This is a genomic window from Parasphingorhabdus sp. W113 (genome assembly GCF_055693205.1).
Genome location: NZ_CM146328.1, coordinates 2,457,284 through 2,476,180, shown reverse-complemented (window position 1 = coordinate 2,476,180; position 18,897 = coordinate 2,457,284). Strand labels below are relative to the sequence as shown.

Here is an 18,897-nt window from a genome sequence, read left to right as displayed (position 1 = left end):
GGATCGGCGGGCATTGGTAAAGCGAAAACCCGTAATCTCTGTCCCAAAATGGGGTGAAAGCGGCATCCAACCGCTTGCATTCGCAAAAATGGTTGTGAGCCGGCAGATATTCGCATACCCCCGACTGGCTCCAAAGCGGAAGGTACGAAGCGTCTGAAAAATGGCAGAAAAGTCGAGCAGCCTCTCGAAAAACCCAAAGATCAGAAACAGCCTCGCAGTGATTCTGATCGCGTTGGTATTGCTCTGGCCGCCGTTGCTCAATGGCGAACCCTTTTATATGCCGGATACGCCAAGCTATATCCGCGCGGCGGATGCGGGCATTTACAAACTCACGGGACTGGAATCGGCCTGGTCCGACGAATTTCAGGCAAAATATAATCCCGGTCCGGTTTCCGACAGCAGCACCGCCGGGACAGCCGCCGCAACCGATGCTCCGGCCGTCTTTGGCAGTGCGGATGCACCTGTCGCTCTCGCTGGTCGGTCGGTTTATTATGGAACTTTTCTCTACATTGGCCAGCTGGCAGGGAATTTCTGGCTGGTTGCGATATTGCAATCGCTGCTGGTCGCCCTGTGCATTCTCCTGACGATCCGCGCGCTCGGTGGAGGCAATGGGGAACGGACGGGAACCAGAAACCTGATCCTGTTCGGAACCGGTCTCGCGCTGCTGACCCCGGTCGGTTTCTTCTCCGGCTATCTCATGCCGGACATTTTTGGTGGTCTCGGATTGCTGGCTTTTCTGCATCTATTGGCATTCTGGCCAAATCAGGGCAGGGTGGAACGCGGTTTCTGGTTTCTGCTCTTGTCCGCTGCGCTGCTCTTTCACAATACCAATATCCTTTTGATCGGGTCTTTGCTGATCTGTGCATGGGCCGCGCATGGTCTGAAATTTCTCACCGTGACCCGGCAGCCGGTATTGATGGTTATGCTGGCGTTCCTGCTGGCTTTTTCCGGGCAGTCCGCGTTCAGCTGGGGGGTCACAAAATTCTCCGGCAATGCCCCGGTCATGCCGCCCTTTCTGGCTGCGCGTCTGATCGATGACGGCCCGGGCTTTGAATATCTTGAAAAGCATTGTCCGCAACGCGACAGCGGATTTTGCAAGGTGCTCGAACTGGACTATTATAATCATGACAGCTTGTTGTGGAGCAAGGACCCCAACAAGGGCATTTTTACCGCCGCATCCAACCGCACCCGGCGCGCGCTTGCCAGCGAGGAGCGCGCGTTCCTGATCGACGTGGTGCGGGAACATCCGCTGACCGTCGTGCAGGTTTCGATATTGTCCGCACTGGAGCAACTGGCCACGTTTGATCTGCCGAATTTCAACTATACCTCGAAGCAGAAAAACCAGTTTCTGGAGAAAATACCCGCATCGATGATTGATCAGCACGTCAACTCCCGTGCGTTCCAGAATGAAATGCCGACCCGCTTCTGGGAGCTGTCGACCGTTTTACTCGCGCTGATCGCGGCGGCCTGGATCACCCGCCTGATCTATCGCTCCTATCGCGAGCAGGGGCGGCTGACCCGTCCGGCAGCTTTCTGCTTTTTGCTGTTGCTGGCGATTCTCGGCAATGCCGCGATCTGTGGTGCGCTGTCCGGCGCCAAGGGCCGCTACCAGATGCGTCTCATCTGGGTGCTGCCCCTGGCCGCAGTGAGCACCGCCCACTATCGCCGATCGGCTGTGACGAACAAGGCGCCAGCGCGCTAGAACCTCGCCATTCGTTGTGCCTAAAGCTTCATCTGCTGCTTGATGGTTTTCTCGGTGCTCTCGCCATATGGGGGCAGGAAGCCGGCAATTTTGGCAACATTGATCTTGGGCTGACGATAGACCGCCTTGGCATGGCTGAATTCCTTGAAGCCATCGGGTCCGGTATAGGCACCCATGCCCGAAGGCCCGACGCCACCAAAGGGCAGATCATGTTGCGCGATGTGAAAGATCACGTCGTTCACCGTCACGCCGCCGGAAATCGTACGATCGAGCACCTTGCGCTTGTCCGATTCCGTTTCGCCAAAATAATAAAGACCGAGCGGCCGGTCATGGTCGTTCACATATTCCACCGCCTCATCGAGATTGCGGTAGGTCTTGACCGGCAAGACCGGGCCGAAAATCTCTTCCTGCATCACGCGCATGTCCTCATTGACATTCTGCAGCACCGTCAACGGCATCTTGTTGCTGTTGGTATTGGAAAAATCCTCGTTCGCAGGATTGACTTCAGTTGGCTTGGCGCCCTTTGCCACTGCATCGTCAATCAGACCCTGCAGGCGCTCCTTATGTCGTGCGTTGACCACTGACGTATAGTCGTCATTGGCGATCAGCGTCGGATATTGCTCGCTGGCACTGGACACGATTCCTTCAACCACCGCGTCTTCCTTGTCCTGCGGGACCATCAGATAATCCGGTGCGAGGCAAATCTGGCCGGCATTCATCATCTTGCCCATCGCAATGCGTTGCGTCGCCTTTTGAACATCGGCATCGGGGCCGATAATTGTCGGCGATTTGCCGCCCAGTTCGAGTGTGACCGGCGTCAAATTCTGGGCCGCAGCGGCCATGACATGCTTGGCGATGCCGCCGCCGCCGGTAAAGATCAGATGATCCCACGGGATTTCCGAAAAGGCTTTGCCGGTTTCCGGACCACCGGTGATCACCGTCATTTCTTCCGGAGCAAAATATTCCGCCACCAGTTTCTTGACCAGTTCACCGGTTTCCGGACAAAATTCGGAAAATTTGATCATCACCCGGTTGCCGGCCCCAAAAGCACCAATGGCCGGATCGAAGGCGAGGTTGATCGGGAAGTTCCACGGCGAGATAACCCCGACCACACCCTTGGGCTGATATTCAACAACGCCGCTGGCGCCGAGCAGTCCCAACGGAAAATCGGCCTTGCGCTTTTCGGGGCGCATCCATTTTTTGAGATTTTTCTGGTGATCCTTGGCATGGCCGACGACCGACATCAGATCGGTCATTGCCGTCTGCACGCTGCTGCGATGACCGAAATCGTTGGAAACCGCCTCGCAAAGCGCGTCCTTGTGATCGATCATCATCTGCGCCGTGCGGTTGATGCGGTCCATGCGGGTCTCATAGCTGACCGGCAATTCCGCATGAAAGGCATCGCGTTGCGCCTTGAACAGTTTTTCGAGTTCTTCTTTCGGCACTTCGCCTGCTGCTGCTTCCAATGCTTCCATTTTTCTTCTCCAAATCTGTCCGTTTTGACCGGGTCCGGTCCGATTTCTATTCGGTTTTAATTGGCTACTTAAACGAGTTTCTTACCGGTTGTCGAGATCGACAAACAAAATCACCCGCACCGTCAACCGGACGCTTCGTTCAGAGCGACGGCATCGGCCAGTGCGACCAGCTGTTTGGCTTGCTCCAGATGGAGCAATTCGGTCATCTTGCCATCGATTGTAATCACACCCTTGCCGCGATTGGCGGGCAGCGCAAAAGCGGCGATAATGGCTTGCGCTTCGGCGACCTGCGCGGCACTCGGCGCAAAGCTGCTATTGGCCGTGGTAATCTGGCTGGGGTGGATCAGGGTTTTGCCATCAAATCCGAAGCTACTGGCCTGATCGCATTCCTGTTCAAAACCACTTTCATCCCGGAAATCATTATACACGCTATCAAGCGCAATCAGTCCGTTGGCGCGGGCCGCCATGACGGTTTGCGCCATGGCCGGCAGGAAAATCGTCCGCGCCGGATCCGGTTGAGCCCGCATCTCCTTGGCCAGATCATTGAAACCCATGACCAGCGCCGACAGTCTGGTTGTGTTGGCCAGACTGCTGATTTCGGCGATATTGAGTATCGCGTGCGGCATTTCGATCATGACCCACAATTGCGTGTGAATGCTCGCATCTTCCTGGTCCATGAATGCGCAAATGGCACGCACATCATCTGCATTTGCGATTTTGGGCACCAGAATCGCATCCGCCTTGCTGGCGCACAGGCTCTTCATGTCATGGGCAAACCAGGGCGTATCTGCGGCATTGGTGCGGACGATGATTTCCCGGTGGCCATAGCCGCCAGCCGCAATGGCATCGCAGGCCTGCTGGCGCGCGCTGTCTTTGCTGTCTGGCGCCACTGCATCCTCGAGATCGAAAATGACACAATCGGCGGGCAATGTTCTGGCCTTTTCAAGCGCGCGGTTATTGGAGGCCGGCATATAGAGGCAAGAACGGCGCGGGCGATGGCTGGCGTTGGGCATGGGATTGTTTAGCACCTTTCAATTCGGGAGCAACTATGCTGGTGCACGATTTCAGCCGTCGCGCGTGTTGAAAAGGGAATGTTAACCATATTCGGGCTATAAGTTCACCCGAGATTCCGGATCAGGAATCGCGCAAATTGGTGGGAAAATTCAATATAATGGCCCCAGAGGCAAGACCAGCACGACCCGCGAGGCCAGCGTTCAATCTGATCGATGGGATCGGGCGTCATTGGCCCGCAGCCCTGTTTCTGGTGCCTTTGCTCCGTATCCTGTTCTTGTCAACGACCGACGGCGACTTTTCATCCTGGCAAGTGTCCGCGCGGTTATTTTTCATGATCGCCCTGTTCGTCGAAATCGGTGTGTTTGTTGCTGCGGTCCTGAACGGTATGAGTATTGGATCAATCCTAAAAAAGCTCCCACAACCTATTAAAATTGCAATATATATATGGCTAGCGATCGTCTGGTCTTCGGTGCTCGAACCCCGTTTCATTCCCGGAGTGGCGGTCCGTGGGGCCTTATTCTGGACCACCCATTTGCTCTTCGCAGCAGCGGTTGGCTATTTGCTGATTCAGGCTCAGAACCGCGGCTTCGGCCTGCAGAAATATCTGATCATCCTGCCCATTTCCACGGCCCTGACGGGCTTGTCCATGCTGCTTTTCGTTTATGCGATCGGGCCAGACAGTGATTATAACTGGCCGGAACACATGCCGGGCTTTGGCAATCTGCGGCATACCGGCTATGTTTTTGCGCCGGCAATCGCGCTGAGCCTGGCGCATCTTGCCGCCAAGCCGACCAGGCAAGGGCATTGGCACCTGGCGTTGGTTTTTCTCAATACGGCCCTGATGCTGTGGTTGGGATCGCGCGGACCGGTTCTGGGGGTCGCGATGGCCCTGCTGGTCAGTGCCCTGCTTTTTCCCGAGTTCCGAAAATTCGCTTTTCTGTTCCGCGGAGCACTAGCGACATGTCTCGGCGCGCTGGTATCAATCGTGCTACCGGCACCGGCCAAAGCCGGATTTGGCGCGATTCAACGCTTTTGGGAAAAGGGACTGGAGCAAGACGGTTTCACCTCGGGCAGGACCGAGATTTGGAAAGAAACCATCGCGCTGATCAAGGACGAGCCCCTGTTTGGCTATGGTGCGCATCATTTCCAATTTGTCAGCGAGCATGCCGCTCTGACATTCAAGCACCCGCATCAGAGTGCCCTGCAATTTCTGTTTGATTGGGGGGGTGTTGGCGCCGTGCTGTTTTGCGTGCTGATCGGCTATCTGGTCTTCAAGAGCTTTTTCCAAAGTGAAAGCCCACGAGACGTCAAACTCCTGTCAGCAACCGTGTCGTTAAGCCTGTTCAGCTATTCCCTGGTGGATGGCGTTTATTTCTATCCGTTCACGATCGCCATAGGAATCGTCTTCTTGATGTGGCCGCTGGCCGCCGGGAATGGTTCCGGCCCGTCTGAATCAGACCACTAAACCCAAAAATTATGTTCATGGATGCTTGGTTAGCTTGCTAAGCGAAGATCTCTTGCCGCCTGCATATTATCCGGCTGGTCGGGCCAGATGCCGCGCGTATCGTAAACGACCTTCCCAGCCCTTTCATCAAGCGGGATCGATTTGAACATATCATGGTCCGTCAGCGTAATCATGACCGGACAAGTCTCCAGTGCCTGATCAATGTCGATTAATTGCGCCCCGGTGCCTTCGAAAGGCGCAGGGAGCGCAGTGGCATAGGGTTCTACGATTTTGATCCGGTTGCCATAGCGGCGTGCCAGTTGGGCGGCAATCTTCAGCGCCGGGCTCTCGCGGAAATCATCGATATTGGCTTTGAACGCCAGTCCGAAACAGGCAATAGCAGTGCCTGGCAATTCATCAATCAGCAGCGAAGCCTGCTCCAGCACATGGCCGGTTTTGCCATCATTGACTTCCCTGGCGACCCTGATCAGCGGGGTCTGTTCGGGCGCACCATGGATGATGAACCACGGGTCGACAGCGATACAGTGCCCGCCGACACCAGGGCCGGGCGTAAGAATATTGACGCGCGGATGCCGGTTTGCCAGCCGGATGACTTCCCAGACGTCGAGATCCATTTCGTCCGCCACAATCGACAGTTCATTGGCGAACGCGATATTGACGTCGCGATAGCTATTCTCGACGAGCTTGGTCATTTCCGCAGCGCGTGCCGACGTGGTGACGCATTCACCGCGGACGAACCGGCGATAAAATCCGAGCGCCTTGCGCGCGCATCGTGGTGTAATCCCGCCAATGCACCGATCATTGTTGATCAGCTCTTCCAAGATCTTGCCCGGCAGCACGCGTTCAGGACAATATGCTATTGAAATATCTGGAATATCAGTGGTTTGCCCCGGTATTTTTAGATCAGGCCTAAGGCTTGCGATCAAGTCCCGCATTTTTTCCGTGGTGCCAACGGGCGATGTTGATTCGAGAATGACCGTGTCACCGCTCTTGAGCGCCGCTGCCACATTGGTCGCCGCTTCCATAACATAGCTGGTGTCCGGGACATGATTGTCGCCAAAGGGGGTTGGAACTGCGATTACAAAGACATCTGCCGGTTCGACCTGCAACGAAGCGCGCAAGATTCCGCGGGAAACAACACCCTGAACCAAACCGTCCAGATCCATTTCCTCGATATGAATCTTGCCGCTGTTGATGGTTTCCACCACATGTGCAGTGACATCCACGCCCAGTACCGGACAGCCGGATCGTGCAATAACGGCCGCTGTCGGCAAACCGATATAGCCCAACCCCAAGACGCATACAGAAGGTTTGTCATCAGCAAGCATGGTCAGAAATCTCCTCTATGCGCCGCAACAGAGGCGCCCATTTCAACCGCTTACCTAAAGCGACAGTGTAAATATTTCGGTAACGGAGCGGCGTCGAAACGGCCGGTGGAAGGCGGGTTTAGCGCGCGAAACTTTCGGCTATCCGCGCCGCGATCCGTTTGCTCGCTTTGCCATCACCAAAAGGATTATGGGCTTTGGCCATGGCCTTGTAGCGGGCCGGATCATCGAGCAGGCGACAGGCTTCATTGACAATGGTTTCCCGGTCGGTGCCAACGAGCATCGCTGTTCCGGCTTCCACACCCTCCGGCCGTTCGGTGGTTTCCCGCATCACCAGGACCGGTTTTCCGAGTGCCGGGGCTTCTTCCTGGACGCCGCCGCTATCCGTCAACATGAAATGACTGGCTTTCAACAGCGCTACGAAATTGGGATAGTCCAAAGGTTCCAAAATTGCGACATTGGGCAAATTGCCCAACGCATTCAGCATGGTTTCCCGAACGTTGGGATTGAGATGAACGGGAAATATGAGCGCGACATCGTCCCGTCTGGCAATGTCGACCAGGGCGCTGGCAACATTGTTGAGGCCGTCACCGAAATTTTCTCGGCGATGGGTGGTGACGCCGATAATCTTCTTGCCGGAAAATCTTGCCAGGGCATCCGCCAGAGGGGCGTCCATGTTCTGATGAATATCGCTGTTCTGGGCGGTTATGAGCAGCGCATCGACCACCGTGTTGCCGGTCACGATAATCTGATCAGCGGGAATATTCTCGCGGATCAGGGCATCGGCGGACGTCTTCGTCGGGGCAAAATGCTGATCTGCAATCGCGCCGATAATCTTGCGATTTACCTCTTCCGGCCAGGGATTATAATTGTCATAACTGCGCAAGCCAGCCTCGACATGGCTGACCGGTATCTTGCGATAATAGGCTGCCAGTGCGCCACACATTGCCGTTGCCGTGTCGCCCTGGACAATCACGCGTTGGGCGCCCGTTTGATGCAATATCTTGCCGATCCCCGACAGCAAACGGCCGGTGAGATCATCCAGACTTTGATCCGCTTTCATGAGATCAAGATCGAAGTCGGGTTTTATATTCGCAATATCAAGTACTTGATCGAGCATTTCCCGATGTTGTGCAGTGACACAGCAGATCGGATCCAAGCTGCTGCACGCGCTCAGCGCCCGGACGACGGGGAACAATTTTATGGCCTCGGGGCGCGTGCCGAAGATGGTCAGGATTTTGGGTGGCGCAGATTGCTCTTTGTTCATGACAGTTAACTATCAGCTTTTCGCTAAAAAACTCATAATCGATCGGCGCTAACTGTTGTCCATTGACGGTTCAGCCTGTCTCAGCCAAGCCGCCAACATGGAATGGATTGATATCAAAATTTGGCTTGAGGCCAATACCGGATTTGATCGTGATGCGTTGCACATTTACGGCGCGATCGTGATCCAGTTTTTTCTGGCGACCTTTTTTCGGCGGGCGTTGGCTAGTCCGTGGCCGCTTCTGGGTGTTTTGATCGCCGCCTTGGCTAACGAGTATTTTGACTATCAACGCGTCACAGACAATCCGGCTTGGATCGATCTTGCGCAAAAAGAGGCCTATAAGGATATGTGGAACACCATGCTGATCCCGGTCGGCCTGATGATCGTTGCGCGTTATTTCCCGAACCGGCTGATCGGACGGCAGGGTGATACACTCAGGCCAGATCAACTGGATCAAACGCCGTAACAGTTTCTAATCGTCTCTTTTGAGGTCGGAAATGATCTGCTTCACATTCTGAGATTCGCCCCTCGGCAGGATCATGACCTGTTTGCCGGAAACCACAACGATCAGGTCTTTGACGCCATAGGTGGCGATTTCGAGATCATCGGCGTGGATAAGGTTGCTGCTGGACTCAATTGCCAGAACCTTGCCTTTGGTCACGTTGGATTGATCGTCCGTTTCGCTGATTTCATAGAGGCTATCCCAGCTACCAACATCCGACCAGCCGGGTTCGATCGGGGTGACGGCAACCTTCGATGCCTTTTCCATAACAGCATAATCAATGGAATCGGAAGGCGCTTGCGCGAATCTGGCCTCGTCGGGGATGACCCGTTTATCTGATCGCTCGGCTTGTTCCATCGCGGCCTCGGCCGCTTGCAGCATTTGCGGGGCATATTCTTTCAGGGCCGCCAGATAGGTATCAGCGCGGAACAGGAAAATACCGGCGTTCCAGTGGTAGTTGCCGTCAGTCAGCATTTTTTGCGCGTTTGCGCGGTTGGGTTTCTCGACAAAGCGCCGTGCCGCGTAGCTTTCGGCGCTGCCGATAATCGGTTCGCCTTGCTCAATATAGCCATAGCCCGTTTCCGGTCCGGTCGGTTTGATCCCGAAGGTCACCAGCCAGCGGGCCTTCGCCAGCGGCAGGGAATCTTTTACCGCTTGCCGGAAGGCCCTGGCATTGCGGATGACGTGATCGCTGGGCATGACGAGCAACACCGCTTGCGGATTTTCGCAAGCAAGTGCCGCCAGGGCGATGGCTGGGGCGGTGTTTCTTGCGCAGGGTTCGAGGATATGGGTGCTGATTTGTGCCCCCACTTCTTCAATCTGCTCTTCAGCGAGGTCCGCATGATCCCGGCCGCCGACAATGATCGCATTGCTGAACAGATCGCCATCCCGGCAACGCTCCAAGGTCAATTGAAACATGCTGAGTGGGCTGGTTAGCGACAGAAATTGCTTGGGGCACTGTTCGGTGGATAGCGGCCATAATCTGGTGCCGGAGCCGCCGGACAGGATTACCGGGACGACAAGATCGGAATCATTCATGATCATTCTCTATTTTAGCGTGCATGCAACCAGCGCCTTGCCATTATCTGACAGATCAATATCGGCGCTTTTGGCGCACAGACCGCAGTCACCGGCGGCAATTGCCTCGCCTCGGACTGTCACGCTTCCGTCGAGCGGGATCACTTGCCATTCGCCCGCCACAACCCCTTTGAGGATAGCATTGTCGTTTCCGACGATATGAAATAGCCGGAAGTGGGGGCCATCGACCAATTTGCCCGACTGTTCGGGGTCCACGATCGATTGATATTTGGAATCATAAACCCCCGGTTTCGCAACAGCGATAGCATCTTCAAGATGGAGTTCGCGTGGTCTTCCATAGTCATAAAGCCGGTAGGTCACATCGATATTCTGTTGAACCTCGATCAGTGTGACGCCCGGGCCGATGGCATGGATGGTCCCGGCAGGCACATAAAAGAAATCCCCGGCTTGAACCGGCTTCCAGTCCACCAATTGCTCGATCTGGTCGCAAGCGATTGCGGCGTGCAATTTGGTAGCGCTCACCTCTTTGGTCAAACCGATGCCGATCACGGCATCGGGCTCTGCGGCCAAAATAAACCAGCATTCCTCTTTCCCGTGCGGCAACCCTTTGCGCTTTGCCTGGCGATCATTGGGATGGACCTGGATCGACAGCTTCTCGCCGGTGAACAGATATTTGGTCATCAATGCCGGAGTGATACCCGCGGGGGCTCAAACCAGATTTCGCCAGTCTTTTCTTTTTGCTTGCCACCAAATACGCGCGGGAGCTTTTGTTGACCCCACGGTTTTGCAACGGACTTGCGCTTCAGTTTCATCGACGGTCCCTATGGCCTTAGCTTCGACCGATTCCGGTATAGGTCAGTCCGTATTTCGTGACATCCGATGGTTGATAGATATTGCGCAGGTCGATCAAGGCCGAACCGTCCATCACCTGGGACAGCTTGTCCAGATCAAGCGCCCGAAAGGCATCCCACTCGGTCACAATAACAACCGCATCGGCATCCTGGGCCGCCTCATAGCTGTTATTTGTCATGACGACATCGGGCATGATTTCTGCGGCCATTTCCATGCCTTCAGGGTCATAAGCGGTAACCTCTGCACCGGCATCGATTAACGTCTGGGCGACCGCGATGGACGGCGCATCGCGCATATCATCGGTATTCGGTTTGAAGGTCAGGCCGAGCAGCGCGACCTTTTTGCCGCGCGCTTCGCCACCAAGCGCCTGAATAACCTTGCGACCCATAGCGCGTTTGCGTTGATCGTTCACCTGCACCACGGCCTCGACGATCCGGACAGGGCTTTCATTGTCCTGGGCCGTTTTCAGCAATGCCAGCGTGTCTTTTGGGAAGCAGCTGCCGCCATATCCCGGGCCGGCATGCAAAAATTTCGAACCGATACGGTTGTCCAGTCCGATCCCGCGCGAGACTTGCTGGACGTCGGCGCCTACTTTTTCGCAGAGGTCTGCGATTTCATTGATGAATGTGATCTTCGTCGCCAGAAAGGCGTTGGCGGCATATTTGATCAATTCGGCGGTGCGCCGGCCAGTGAACAAAATGGGCGATTCATTCAGGAACAATGGGCGGTAAATCTCACTCATCACTTCTTTTGCCCACTCGACATCGGTGCCGATCACGATCCGGTCGGGGCGCTTGAAGTCCGCAATGGCGGCGCCTTCACGCAGGAATTCAGGGTTGGACACCACTGCGAACTGGTCCGAGGCCAGTTTTTTGCTCATGATATGTTCGACCTCGTCGCCGGTTCCGACCGGTACCGTGGATTTGGTGACGATGACCGTGGGTTTGGTGATTGAGTCTGCGATTTCTTCGCTGGCCGCGTAAACATAGCTCAAGTCGGCGTGGCCGTCACCGCGGCGGGATGGGGTTCCGACTGCAATGAACACAGCGTCGCATCCGTCCACGGCTTCCCTGAGATTGCCCGAGAAGGAAAGCCGTTCACTTTCGACATTACGCTGGACCAGACTTGCCAATCCAGGCTCGAAAATAGGCATGATATTCTGGTTCAGTTTCTCAATTTTCGCGGGATCTTTGTCGACACAGACAACCTGATGTCCAAAATCCGCGAAGCAAGCACCGGATACAAGACCAACATAGCCGGATCCAATCATCGCAATTTTCATAGTTATCCTTTACTTTTTGGCTTCTGTTATCGTTAGAAGCCTCATCAGAAGCCGCTTCTGGCCCGATCATCTTGCGTGGTCAAGCTTGGCGGTAGAATGTTACATTTTGGTTTGTTGTATGTTTGTGATGGGGCGTTTATCTCGTCAACGCTTCGGCGGAACTTGGTCCATGATAATGATAAGCGACCATAATGACCGCCATTCGAGTAAATGCTTTGCGGATTTTAGATTGATATTCTGTTACCACATGTCCGAAATATACCTGATTTGTAAAGCAGAACGGAAATGTTAGTAGTAAGTTCATGATTGCCATTTTTACGCAAATTCTTGAAAAAATCGCGGGTTTTGCGCGATGGAAGAAGCAGTTGATCGTCGTTCTTATCGACATTCTGCTGTGTATTCAGTCTATTTGGATTGCCTATTCGCTGCGGATTGGGGTGTGGGTCTATTGGGACCTGGCGATCCAGAAAGTTGCGTTGGCTGCCATCCTGATTGTCTTGCCGGTCTTCTATCTGGTCGGGGTTTACAACGCCATTTTCCGCTATGCGGGGTCCGGGATGATGAAAACTCTCGTCCGGGCTTTCATGATTTATGCCGTACCAATGGTTTTCGTTTTCTCGGTCATCGGAATTGCTGGCGTGCCGCGGACGGTCGGCGTTTTGCAGCCGATCATCTTCTTTATCATGGTCGGTTTTTCCAGAGTCACAGCCCGTTATCTGATGGTCGATATTCTTGGCCGGAACCGGTTTGGCGGCGCAGTGAAAACCGTACTGATCTATGGCGCCGGCAACGCCGGTCAGCAACTGGCGACGTCGATGCGATCCGAACCCGCTATGCGGCTGCGCGGTTATATTGACGATGACAAAAGACTCGATGGCCAGAAACTGGACGGGAACAAGGTCTTCTGGAGCGGCAAGCTGCAGGATGTTATCCAGAAATACCAGATTACCGACATATTGCTGGCGATCCCCAATATTTCCCGGAAAAAACGACGTTCGATTGTCGAGGAGATTCAGCGCTTCAAGGTCCACGTCCAGACCTTGCCCAACATGAAAGATATCATGGATGGTCAGGTTTCATTCAATGATATCCGGGAACTCGATATTGAAGACCTGCTGGGTCGCGAGCCTGTGGCGCCTAATGAATTGCTACTCGGCCGAACTATCGTGGGCAAAAAGGTTCTGGTGACCGGAGCCGGTGGTTCTATCGGCAGCGAGCTGTGCCGCCAGATCGTCAAGGCCGGTGCGCGGCAATTGATCATGTTCGAACTGTCGGAATTTTCGCTCTACGCGATTGAGAAGGAGTTGCGCAAATATCTGCAGGATAACGGCCTCGGAGCAGTAGAGATTGTTCCCATACTGGGGTCGGTTACCGATGCCAGCCGGTTAGAGGAAGTGTTTGCCTATTGGCAGCCAAATACGGTATTTCATGCGGCAGCCTATAAACATGTCCCGCTGGTCGAGGCCAATCCGGTGGAAGGGATTAAAAACAACATTGTCGGGACCTATGAATTGGCCAATGCGGCCTATCAGGCTGATGTCGGCGATTTTATCCTGATCAGCACCGACAAGGCGGTCCGCCCGACCAATGTCATGGGGGCGACCAAACGGGCCGCCGAGCAGATCGTGCAGATATTCTCTGAAAAGCCGGGCCAGACCAAATTTTCGATGGTCCGATTTGGCAATGTGCTCGGTTCCAGCGGTTCGGTTGTTCCGTTGTTTCGCCAGCAAATTGAAATGGGCGGGCCGATCACGCTGACGCATCGCGATGTGACTCGTTACTTCATGACCATACCGGAAGCGTCGCAACTGGTTATCCAGGCCGGCGGCATGGCCAAGGGCGGAGAAGTCTTTGTCCTCGATATGGGCAAGTCCGTCCGGATTATCGATTTGGCAAAAACCATGATTCAATTGTCCGGATTGACGGTGCGCAGCGACCAGAATCCGGATGGCGACATTGAAATTGAAGAGGTCGGATTGCGACCGGGCGAGAAACTCTATGAAGAGCTGATCATCGGCAACGATCCCCGGCAAACCGTGCATGACCGGATCATGATGGCGCGCGAAGGCCATTTGGCCGCTGACCGGCTTGAAGAGCTGTTAAGCCAGGTTCGGGCCTGTCGCAAAACCGATGAAGCGATTGATTTGCTGAAGCAGATCGTGCCGGAATTCGAGCATGAACGGGATAATCTCAAGTCTGGCGAAATATCCTGAGCCTGGCCGTATTGCGGTTCAGTCCCGCGTTCCCTGAATGAGATCGAGTATCGGCTGCGCGTCCTGTTGATGGCAAATCAGCAAATCCGGCAAATAGGTGTCCTGCTGATTATACCGGAACGCACTGCCGTCAATGCGAGAACAGTGTAAGCCGTGGGCCATGGCAACCGCCACCGGTGCACAATTGTCCCATTCATATTGCCCACCGGAATGGAGATAGATATCCGCCTCTCCGCGGACGACTGCCATCGCCTTGGCGCCAGCAGACCCCATTTCGATCAACGTCCCAGCCATTGCCTTCGCAACCGCGAGCGCTTCTTTTGCCGGGCGGGAGCGGCTGACAACCAGGCGCGGTGTCTGGAGTCTGTCAGGCGCCTGAAATGGCTGATCGCTGCGGCAGACTAGGTCCAGAGACGGCAATGCCACGGCCCCGAGAACGGGCTTGTTGTTGATCGCCAGTCCGACATGGACCGCCCAGTCTTCCCGGCCCTCGCTATATTCTCGCGTGCCATCGACGGGATCGATGATCCAGACCCGGTCCCTGGTCAATCGCTCGGCGGTGTCCTGGCTCTCTTCGGACAAAAGCCCGTCAGATGGTCGTGCTTTATGCAGCGCCGAGACGAGCAGCTCATTGGCCGCGCGATCGCCGGCTTCGCCGAGCGCCTTGCCTGTCAGACCGGTTTCGCTTCGCAATTTGAGCAGCAGGGCGCCAGCTTTTTTCGCCAGGGCCGCAGCCAGTTCACCATCATTCATATGGTATAGGACCAACTTCCGACGATCTTGTCCACGATAATCTCGGCGGCTTCTTCCGGGCTCATCTTGGTTGTGTCGATCCGCATCTCTGGATTTTCGGGAATTTCATAGTCGCTGTCGATACCGGTGAAATTCTTGAGCTCGCCCGCCCGCGCCTTTTTATAGAGACCTTTGACATCGCGTTCTTCCGCGACCGACAGGGGGGTATCGACAAATATTTCGATAAATTCGCCCTTGGGCAGCATCGAACGCACCAGTTGCCGCTCGGCCTTGAACGGGGAAATAAACGCGGTCAGAACGATCAGCCCGGCATCCGCCATCAGCGTTGCCACTTCGCCAATTCTACGGATATTTTCAACCCGGTCGGCGTCGGTGAACCCGAGGTCCTTGTTGAGGCCATGACGCACATTGTCACCGTCCAGCAGGAAGCTGTGTTTGCCCAGCGCGTGCAAGCGCTTTTCGACCATGTTGGCAATGGTCGATTTGCCGGATCCCGACAGCCCGGTAAACCAGACGACGCGCGGCTCCTGCCGCTTCTGCTTGGCATGGGCAACCCGATCGATGTCGACATCCTGCCAATGGACATTTTGCGACCGTCGCAAGCAGAAATGCAGCATGCCCGCGGCGACCGTTGCGTTGCTGATCTTGTCGATCAGGATAAATCCGCCGAGCTCGCGATTTTCGGCATAAGGTTCAAAGGTGATCGGTTGGTCTGTCGACAGTTCGGCAACACCGATATCATTCAACTCCAGCGTCTTGGCGGCGAGCTGTTCCAGGCTGTTGACATTGACCTGATATTTTGGCGGCTGAACGGTCACACTGACCATTTGCGGGCCGATTTTCATCCAGTAGCTGCGGCCGGGCAAAAGCTCGTTTTCATCCATCCAGACAAGCGTGGATTCGAACTGGTCAGCGGTTTGCGGCGGGGCATCTGCGGCGACAATGATATCGCCGCGCGAGCAGTCCACTTCATCGGCCAGGGTCAACGTCACCGATTGCCCCGCGACCGCTTTTGAAAGCGGGCCATCATAGGTCACAATTTCTTTGACCTGGGTGGTTTTTCCGGAGGGCAAAATCTTGACCGTGTCGCCGGGCTGTACCGTACCACTGGCAATTTGACCGCTGAATCCGCGAAAATCGAGATTGGGCCGATTGACCCACTGGACCGGCAAGCGAAACGGGCCGCTTTGGTTGGTCGTCACGGTGACTTCGACATTTTCCAGATGGTCAATCAGGGTCGGGCCATCATACCATGGGGTCTGATCCGATTTTCGTGCGATATTGTCGCCGGCCAGACCGGAAATCGGAATCGCGGTGAACGCGGCCATGCCGAGCTCGTCGGCAAAGGCCCGATAGTCTGTGACAATCTCATCGAAAACCGCCTGATCATAGTCTACCAGGTCCATTTTATTGACCGCCAGCACGATATGTTTGATGCCGATCAGATGGGCGAGATAGCTATGTCTCCGGGTCTGGGTCAAAATCCCTTGCCGGGCGTCAATCAGGATCACCGCCAGATCCGCGGTTGAAGCGCCGGTGATCATATTGCGGGTATATTGTTCATGGCCGGGCGTGTCAGCGACGATGAATTTTCGTTTTTCAGTGGCGAAAAACCGGTAGGCGACGTCGATGGTGATGCCCTGTTCCCGCTCCGCGGCAAGACCGTCAACCAGCAGCGCGAAATCAATATTCTGACCCTGTGTCCCGAGCTTTTTGGAATCCTTTTCAAGCGCCGATAACTGGTCCTCGAAAATCATTTTGGAGTCATAGAGCAGCCGGCCGATGAGCGTCGATTTGCCATCATCAACCGATCCACAGGTGATGAAGCGCAGCATGGTCTTGTGCTGATGACTTTCGAGATAGGCATCAATATCCTCGGCGATCAATGTGTCGCTTTCATAGGCGGGTGCGGGATGCTCCACTAGAAATAGCCTTCCTGTTTCTTTTTCTCCATCGAAGCGCTCTGATCGTGATCAATGGCGCGGCCCTGGCGCTCGGATGTGGTCGTCAACAGCATTTCCTGGATAATCTTCGGTAATGTCGTGGCTTCGCTCTCAACCGCTCCGGTCAAGGGATAGCAGCCCAGCGTCCGGAACCGCACCGACCGTTCCACCACTTGCTCGCCAGGTTCAAACCGGAAGCGGTCATCGTCGACCATCAACAGCATGCCATCGCGCTCGACCGTGGGCCGGAGCGCTGAATAATAGAGCGGAACAATCTCGATATTCTCGAGATGGATATATTGCCAGATGTCCAGTTCGGTCCAGTTGGACAGCGGAAACACACGGATGCTTTCGCCCTTGGCCTTGCGCATGTTGTAAAGCTTCCACAATTCCGGCCGCTGGTTCTTCGGGTCCCAACGGTGGTTTGCCGATCGAAAGGAAAACACGCGCTCTTTGGCCCGGCTTTTTTCTTCGTCCCGGCGCGCGCCGCCAAAAGCCGCGTCGAAACCATATTTGTTCAGTGCCTGTTTCAAGCCCTCGGTTTTCCACATGTCGGTATGCACCGCGCCATGGTCGAACGGGTTAATCCCTTTTTCCTTGGCTTCCGGATTCTGGTGCACGAGCAATTCCATACCGGCGTCTTCTGCGGCTTTGGCCCGCATTTTGTACATTTCCTGAAATTTCCAGGTGGTATCGACGTGCAGCAGCGGAAAAGGGGGAGGGGATGGGAAAAACGCCTTTTTGGCGAGATGCAGCATCACAGCGCTGTCCTTGCCGACAGAATAGAGCATCACCGGCTTGTCGGCCTGTGCGGCCACTTCGCGCATGATGTGCAGGCTTTCGGCCTCAAGGCGTTGGAGGTGGGTAAGGGGCATGATGATTCAATAGTCCAACGTTGGTATTGTTGCGAGAGCGTTTGGTAAAAGTCTAGTTGGTGACGGGCATACATTTTTTCATTGAAAAGCGCTGGCAAGATTTTCTTGTTCTTACTAAATTTCTCTTGTGACGGAAAGCGGCTGTCGGATTGGAATGCCGCCAACCGAGAGCGGAGCTATTCCGGTTGGATCATGGCATCAAGCTTGGTTGGTCGATAAGTTATCCTTATCCAGATTCTCTTTTACGACCTGCCCCAGGGCGTGATCGCTGCCAAAATTTTCGAGCCAGTCTGTACCAAAAACCAGCCCGATATCCCGGCTATAGTGAAACCCTTCGAGTTGGACCGCTGTCACGCCATCTACGCGGTGCGATAGCGGCGCAACCGTCATCCCAAGGCCGGCGCGGACCATGGCCATGATCCTGTCCTCGTGGTTTGATCGCAGGCTGAATGGGGGGCGGGCCCCGTGGGAGGTGAAATATTTGCTGGTCTGGGAGAGGATTTCGCAGGAGCGCCGGGCGATCATGGTTTCGGTGCTGATTTCCTCTGGCGAAACAATCGGCTTGTTTGCGATTCGGTGCTGGTCCGACACCATGAGCATATAGGGCTCGTCGAACAAAGCGGTCGCATTGCTCGAGATGGCCTTTTTGTCGATCAGCGTGATGGCGGCATCAACGGTGTTTTTCGACAGATGGGCCGACAGTTCGGTGTCCTTCCCCTCGATGATCGACAAGGGGTTTTCACAACCCTGTTCATGATAATCAAAGACGATCGCTTCCAGCAGCGGTGTCGCGAGGCTTTCAAGGACGCCGAGCCGGATCGGTTCCACCACCGCCGCGGCGGCTGTCGTTTCGTCTTCCGCAAGGCGAAATTCCCGCTGGATCTTGCGGGCGTGGATCAATAACCGATTGCCGGCTTCGGTCAGCTGTATGCGCCGCTTTTCGCGGATGAACAATTTTGTTCCGAGATGCTTTTCCAGTTCGGCAACACCGGTGGAAAGGGTCGGTTGGGTCACATTGATCAGCTCGGCCGCACGGGTAAAGCTGCCGCCGTCCACTACGGCGAGAAACTGTCGGATCTGGGTGCGCGTTATCATAAAGAAATACTATACATAATTCGATTAAAATCAATTTTGTAAATATTGAAAAGGGCGCTAGGAACTGGTTTTTGGCGTTGACTGGGCCAGTCTGGCTCC

15 protein-coding genes are annotated in these 18,897 nt (G+C 55.0%); 4 read left to right on the top strand and 11 right to left on the bottom strand.

Annotated elements, in window-relative coordinates:
* The first annotated feature begins 160 nt into the window (after window positions 1-160).
* Window positions 161-1,702 (top strand): hypothetical protein, encoded by a 1,542-nt coding sequence (locus tag ACZ1GS_RS11920; RefSeq protein ID WP_472695404.1) that lies wholly within the window; start codon window positions 161-163, stop codon window positions 1,700-1,702.
* A gap of 20 nt (window positions 1,703-1,722) precedes the next feature.
* Here the strand turns inward: ACZ1GS_RS11920 and ACZ1GS_RS11915 are convergent, their stop codons facing one another.
* Both ACZ1GS_RS11915 and ACZ1GS_RS11910 read right to left on the bottom strand, forming a co-directional pair.
* Window positions 1,723-3,177, bottom strand: coding sequence for a coniferyl aldehyde dehydrogenase (locus ACZ1GS_RS11915; RefSeq protein WP_472695403.1), 1,455 nt, complete (start codon window positions 3,175-3,177; stop codon window positions 1,723-1,725).
* A 122-nt stretch (window positions 3,178-3,299) separates the two neighbouring features.
* A complete protein-coding gene (locus tag ACZ1GS_RS11910; RefSeq protein WP_472695402.1) occupies window positions 3,300-4,190 on the bottom strand; it encodes an HpcH/HpaI aldolase/citrate lyase family protein in 891 nt (296 codons plus the stop codon).
* A 470-nt stretch (window positions 4,191-4,660) separates the two neighbouring features.
* On the opposite strand from ACZ1GS_RS11910, the gene ACZ1GS_RS11905 reads away from it, so the two are divergent.
* Window positions 4,661-5,656, top strand: a complete 996-nt coding sequence (locus ACZ1GS_RS11905; protein ID WP_472695401.1) for an O-antigen ligase family protein — start codon at window positions 4,661-4,663, stop codon at window positions 5,654-5,656.
* A 29-nt stretch (window positions 5,657-5,685) separates the two neighbouring features.
* Here the strand turns inward: ACZ1GS_RS11905 and wecC are convergent, their stop codons facing one another.
* Together wecC and wecB are read right to left on the bottom strand one after the other, a co-directional pair.
* On the bottom strand, window positions 5,686-6,984 hold the full coding sequence (gene wecC, locus ACZ1GS_RS11900) for a UDP-N-acetyl-D-mannosamine dehydrogenase (protein WP_472695400.1): 1,299 nt from the start codon (window positions 6,982-6,984) through the stop codon (window positions 5,686-5,688).
* Window positions 6,985-7,102: 118 nt separating this feature from the next.
* A complete protein-coding gene (wecB, locus tag ACZ1GS_RS11895; protein WP_472695399.1) occupies window positions 7,103-8,248 on the bottom strand; it encodes a non-hydrolyzing UDP-N-acetylglucosamine 2-epimerase in 1,146 nt (381 codons plus the stop codon).
* A gap of 97 nt (window positions 8,249-8,345) precedes the next feature.
* Between wecB and ACZ1GS_RS11890 the strand changes: the two genes are divergently transcribed.
* The gene (locus tag ACZ1GS_RS11890; RefSeq protein WP_472695398.1) at window positions 8,346-8,711 is read left to right on the top strand and encodes a hypothetical protein; all 366 of its coding nucleotides are present in this window, start codon (window positions 8,346-8,348) and stop codon (window positions 8,709-8,711) included.
* A gap of 6 nt (window positions 8,712-8,717) precedes the next feature.
* Here ACZ1GS_RS11890 and ACZ1GS_RS11885 read toward each other — a convergent pair whose 3' ends face one another.
* From ACZ1GS_RS11885 to ACZ1GS_RS11875, 3 genes are all read right to left on the bottom strand, one after another.
* Window positions 8,718-9,785 carry a mannose-1-phosphate guanylyltransferase/mannose-6-phosphate isomerase gene (locus ACZ1GS_RS11885; protein ID WP_472695397.1) on the bottom strand — a complete coding sequence of 356 codons (1,068 nt, stop codon included), beginning with the start codon at window positions 9,783-9,785 and terminating at the stop codon, window positions 8,718-8,720.
* Window positions 9,786-9,794: 9 nt separating this feature from the next.
* Entirely contained in the window at window positions 9,795-10,466 is a 672-nt protein-coding gene (locus ACZ1GS_RS11880) for a class I mannose-6-phosphate isomerase (RefSeq protein WP_472695396.1), read from the bottom strand.
* 148 nt (window positions 10,467-10,614) lie between these two features.
* Window positions 10,615-11,919 carry a UDP-glucose dehydrogenase family protein gene (locus ACZ1GS_RS11875; protein WP_472695395.1) on the bottom strand — a complete coding sequence of 435 codons (1,305 nt, stop codon included), beginning with the start codon at window positions 11,917-11,919 and terminating at the stop codon, window positions 10,615-10,617.
* A gap of 302 nt (window positions 11,920-12,221) precedes the next feature.
* Between ACZ1GS_RS11875 and ACZ1GS_RS11870 the strand changes: the two genes are divergently transcribed.
* Window positions 12,222-14,132, top strand: coding sequence for a polysaccharide biosynthesis protein (locus ACZ1GS_RS11870; RefSeq protein WP_472695394.1), 1,911 nt, complete (start codon window positions 12,222-12,224; stop codon window positions 14,130-14,132).
* Between the two features lie 18 nt (window positions 14,133-14,150).
* Here the strand turns inward: ACZ1GS_RS11870 and ACZ1GS_RS11865 are convergent, their stop codons facing one another.
* The 4 genes from ACZ1GS_RS11865 to ACZ1GS_RS11850 all read right to left on the bottom strand — a co-directional run bounded on the left by ACZ1GS_RS11865 (window position 14,151) and on the right by ACZ1GS_RS11850 (window position 18,798).
* A complete protein-coding gene (locus ACZ1GS_RS11865) occupies window positions 14,151-14,885 on the bottom strand; it encodes a 3'(2'),5'-bisphosphate nucleotidase CysQ (RefSeq protein ID WP_472695393.1) in 735 nt (244 codons plus the stop codon).
* Window positions 14,882-16,807: a sulfate adenylyltransferase subunit CysN gene (gene cysN, locus ACZ1GS_RS11860; RefSeq protein WP_472695392.1), complete on the bottom strand. Its 1,926-nt coding sequence runs from the start codon at window positions 16,805-16,807 to the stop codon at window positions 14,882-14,884. Before cysN ends, ACZ1GS_RS11865 begins: the two co-directional genes overlap by 4 nt.
* Window positions 16,807-17,703 carry a sulfate adenylyltransferase subunit CysD gene (gene cysD, locus ACZ1GS_RS11855; protein ID WP_472695391.1) on the bottom strand — a complete coding sequence of 299 codons (897 nt, stop codon included), beginning with the start codon at window positions 17,701-17,703 and terminating at the stop codon, window positions 16,807-16,809. Before cysD ends, cysN begins: the two co-directional genes overlap by 1 nt.
* 198 nt (window positions 17,704-17,901) lie before the next feature.
* Window positions 17,902-18,798 (bottom strand): LysR family transcriptional regulator, encoded by an 897-nt coding sequence (locus tag ACZ1GS_RS11850; protein ID WP_472695390.1) that lies wholly within the window; start codon window positions 18,796-18,798, stop codon window positions 17,902-17,904.
* Window positions 18,799-18,897 lie beyond the last annotated feature (99 nt).

Excerpts from the sequence above, each read along its gene's own strand:
- ACZ1GS_RS11920 (WP_472695404.1), top strand. The coding sequence starts at position 161 with ATGGCAGAAAAGTCGAGCAGCCTCTCGAAAAACCCAAAGATCAGAAAC.
- ACZ1GS_RS11910 (WP_472695402.1), bottom strand. The coding sequence starts at position 4,190 with ATGCCCAACGCCAGCCATCGCCCGCGCCGTTCTTGCCTCTATATGCCG.
- wecB (WP_472695399.1), bottom strand. The coding sequence starts at position 8,248 with ATGAACAAAGAGCAATCTGCGCCACCCAAAATCCTGACCATCTTCGGC.
- ACZ1GS_RS11885 (WP_472695397.1), bottom strand. The coding sequence starts at position 9,785 with ATGAATGATTCCGATCTTGTCGTCCCGGTAATCCTGTCCGGCGGCTCC.
- wecC (WP_472695400.1), bottom strand. The coding sequence starts at position 6,984 with ATGCTTGCTGATGACAAACCTTCTGTATGCGTCTTGGGGTTGGGCTAT.
- ACZ1GS_RS11880 (WP_472695396.1), bottom strand. The coding sequence starts at position 10,466 with ATGACCAAATATCTGTTCACCGGCGAGAAGCTGTCGATCCAGGTCCAT.
- ACZ1GS_RS11875 (WP_472695395.1), bottom strand. The coding sequence starts at position 11,919 with ATGAAAATTGCGATGATTGGATCCGGCTATGTTGGTCTTGTATCCGGT.
- ACZ1GS_RS11890 (WP_472695398.1), top strand. The coding sequence starts at position 8,346 with ATGGAATGGATTGATATCAAAATTTGGCTTGAGGCCAATACCGGATTT.
- cysD (WP_472695391.1), bottom strand. The coding sequence starts at position 17,703 with ATGCCCCTTACCCACCTCCAACGCCTTGAGGCCGAAAGCCTGCACATC.
- ACZ1GS_RS11865 (WP_472695393.1), bottom strand. The coding sequence starts at position 14,885 with ATGAATGATGGTGAACTGGCTGCGGCCCTGGCGAAAAAAGCTGGCGCC.
- ACZ1GS_RS11850 (WP_472695390.1), bottom strand. The coding sequence starts at position 18,798 with ATGATAACGCGCACCCAGATCCGACAGTTTCTCGCCGTAGTGGACGGC.
- ACZ1GS_RS11870 (WP_472695394.1), top strand. The coding sequence starts at position 12,222 with ATGATTGCCATTTTTACGCAAATTCTTGAAAAAATCGCGGGTTTTGCG.
- ACZ1GS_RS11915 (WP_472695403.1), bottom strand. The coding sequence starts at position 3,177 with ATGGAAGCATTGGAAGCAGCAGCAGGCGAAGTGCCGAAAGAAGAACTC.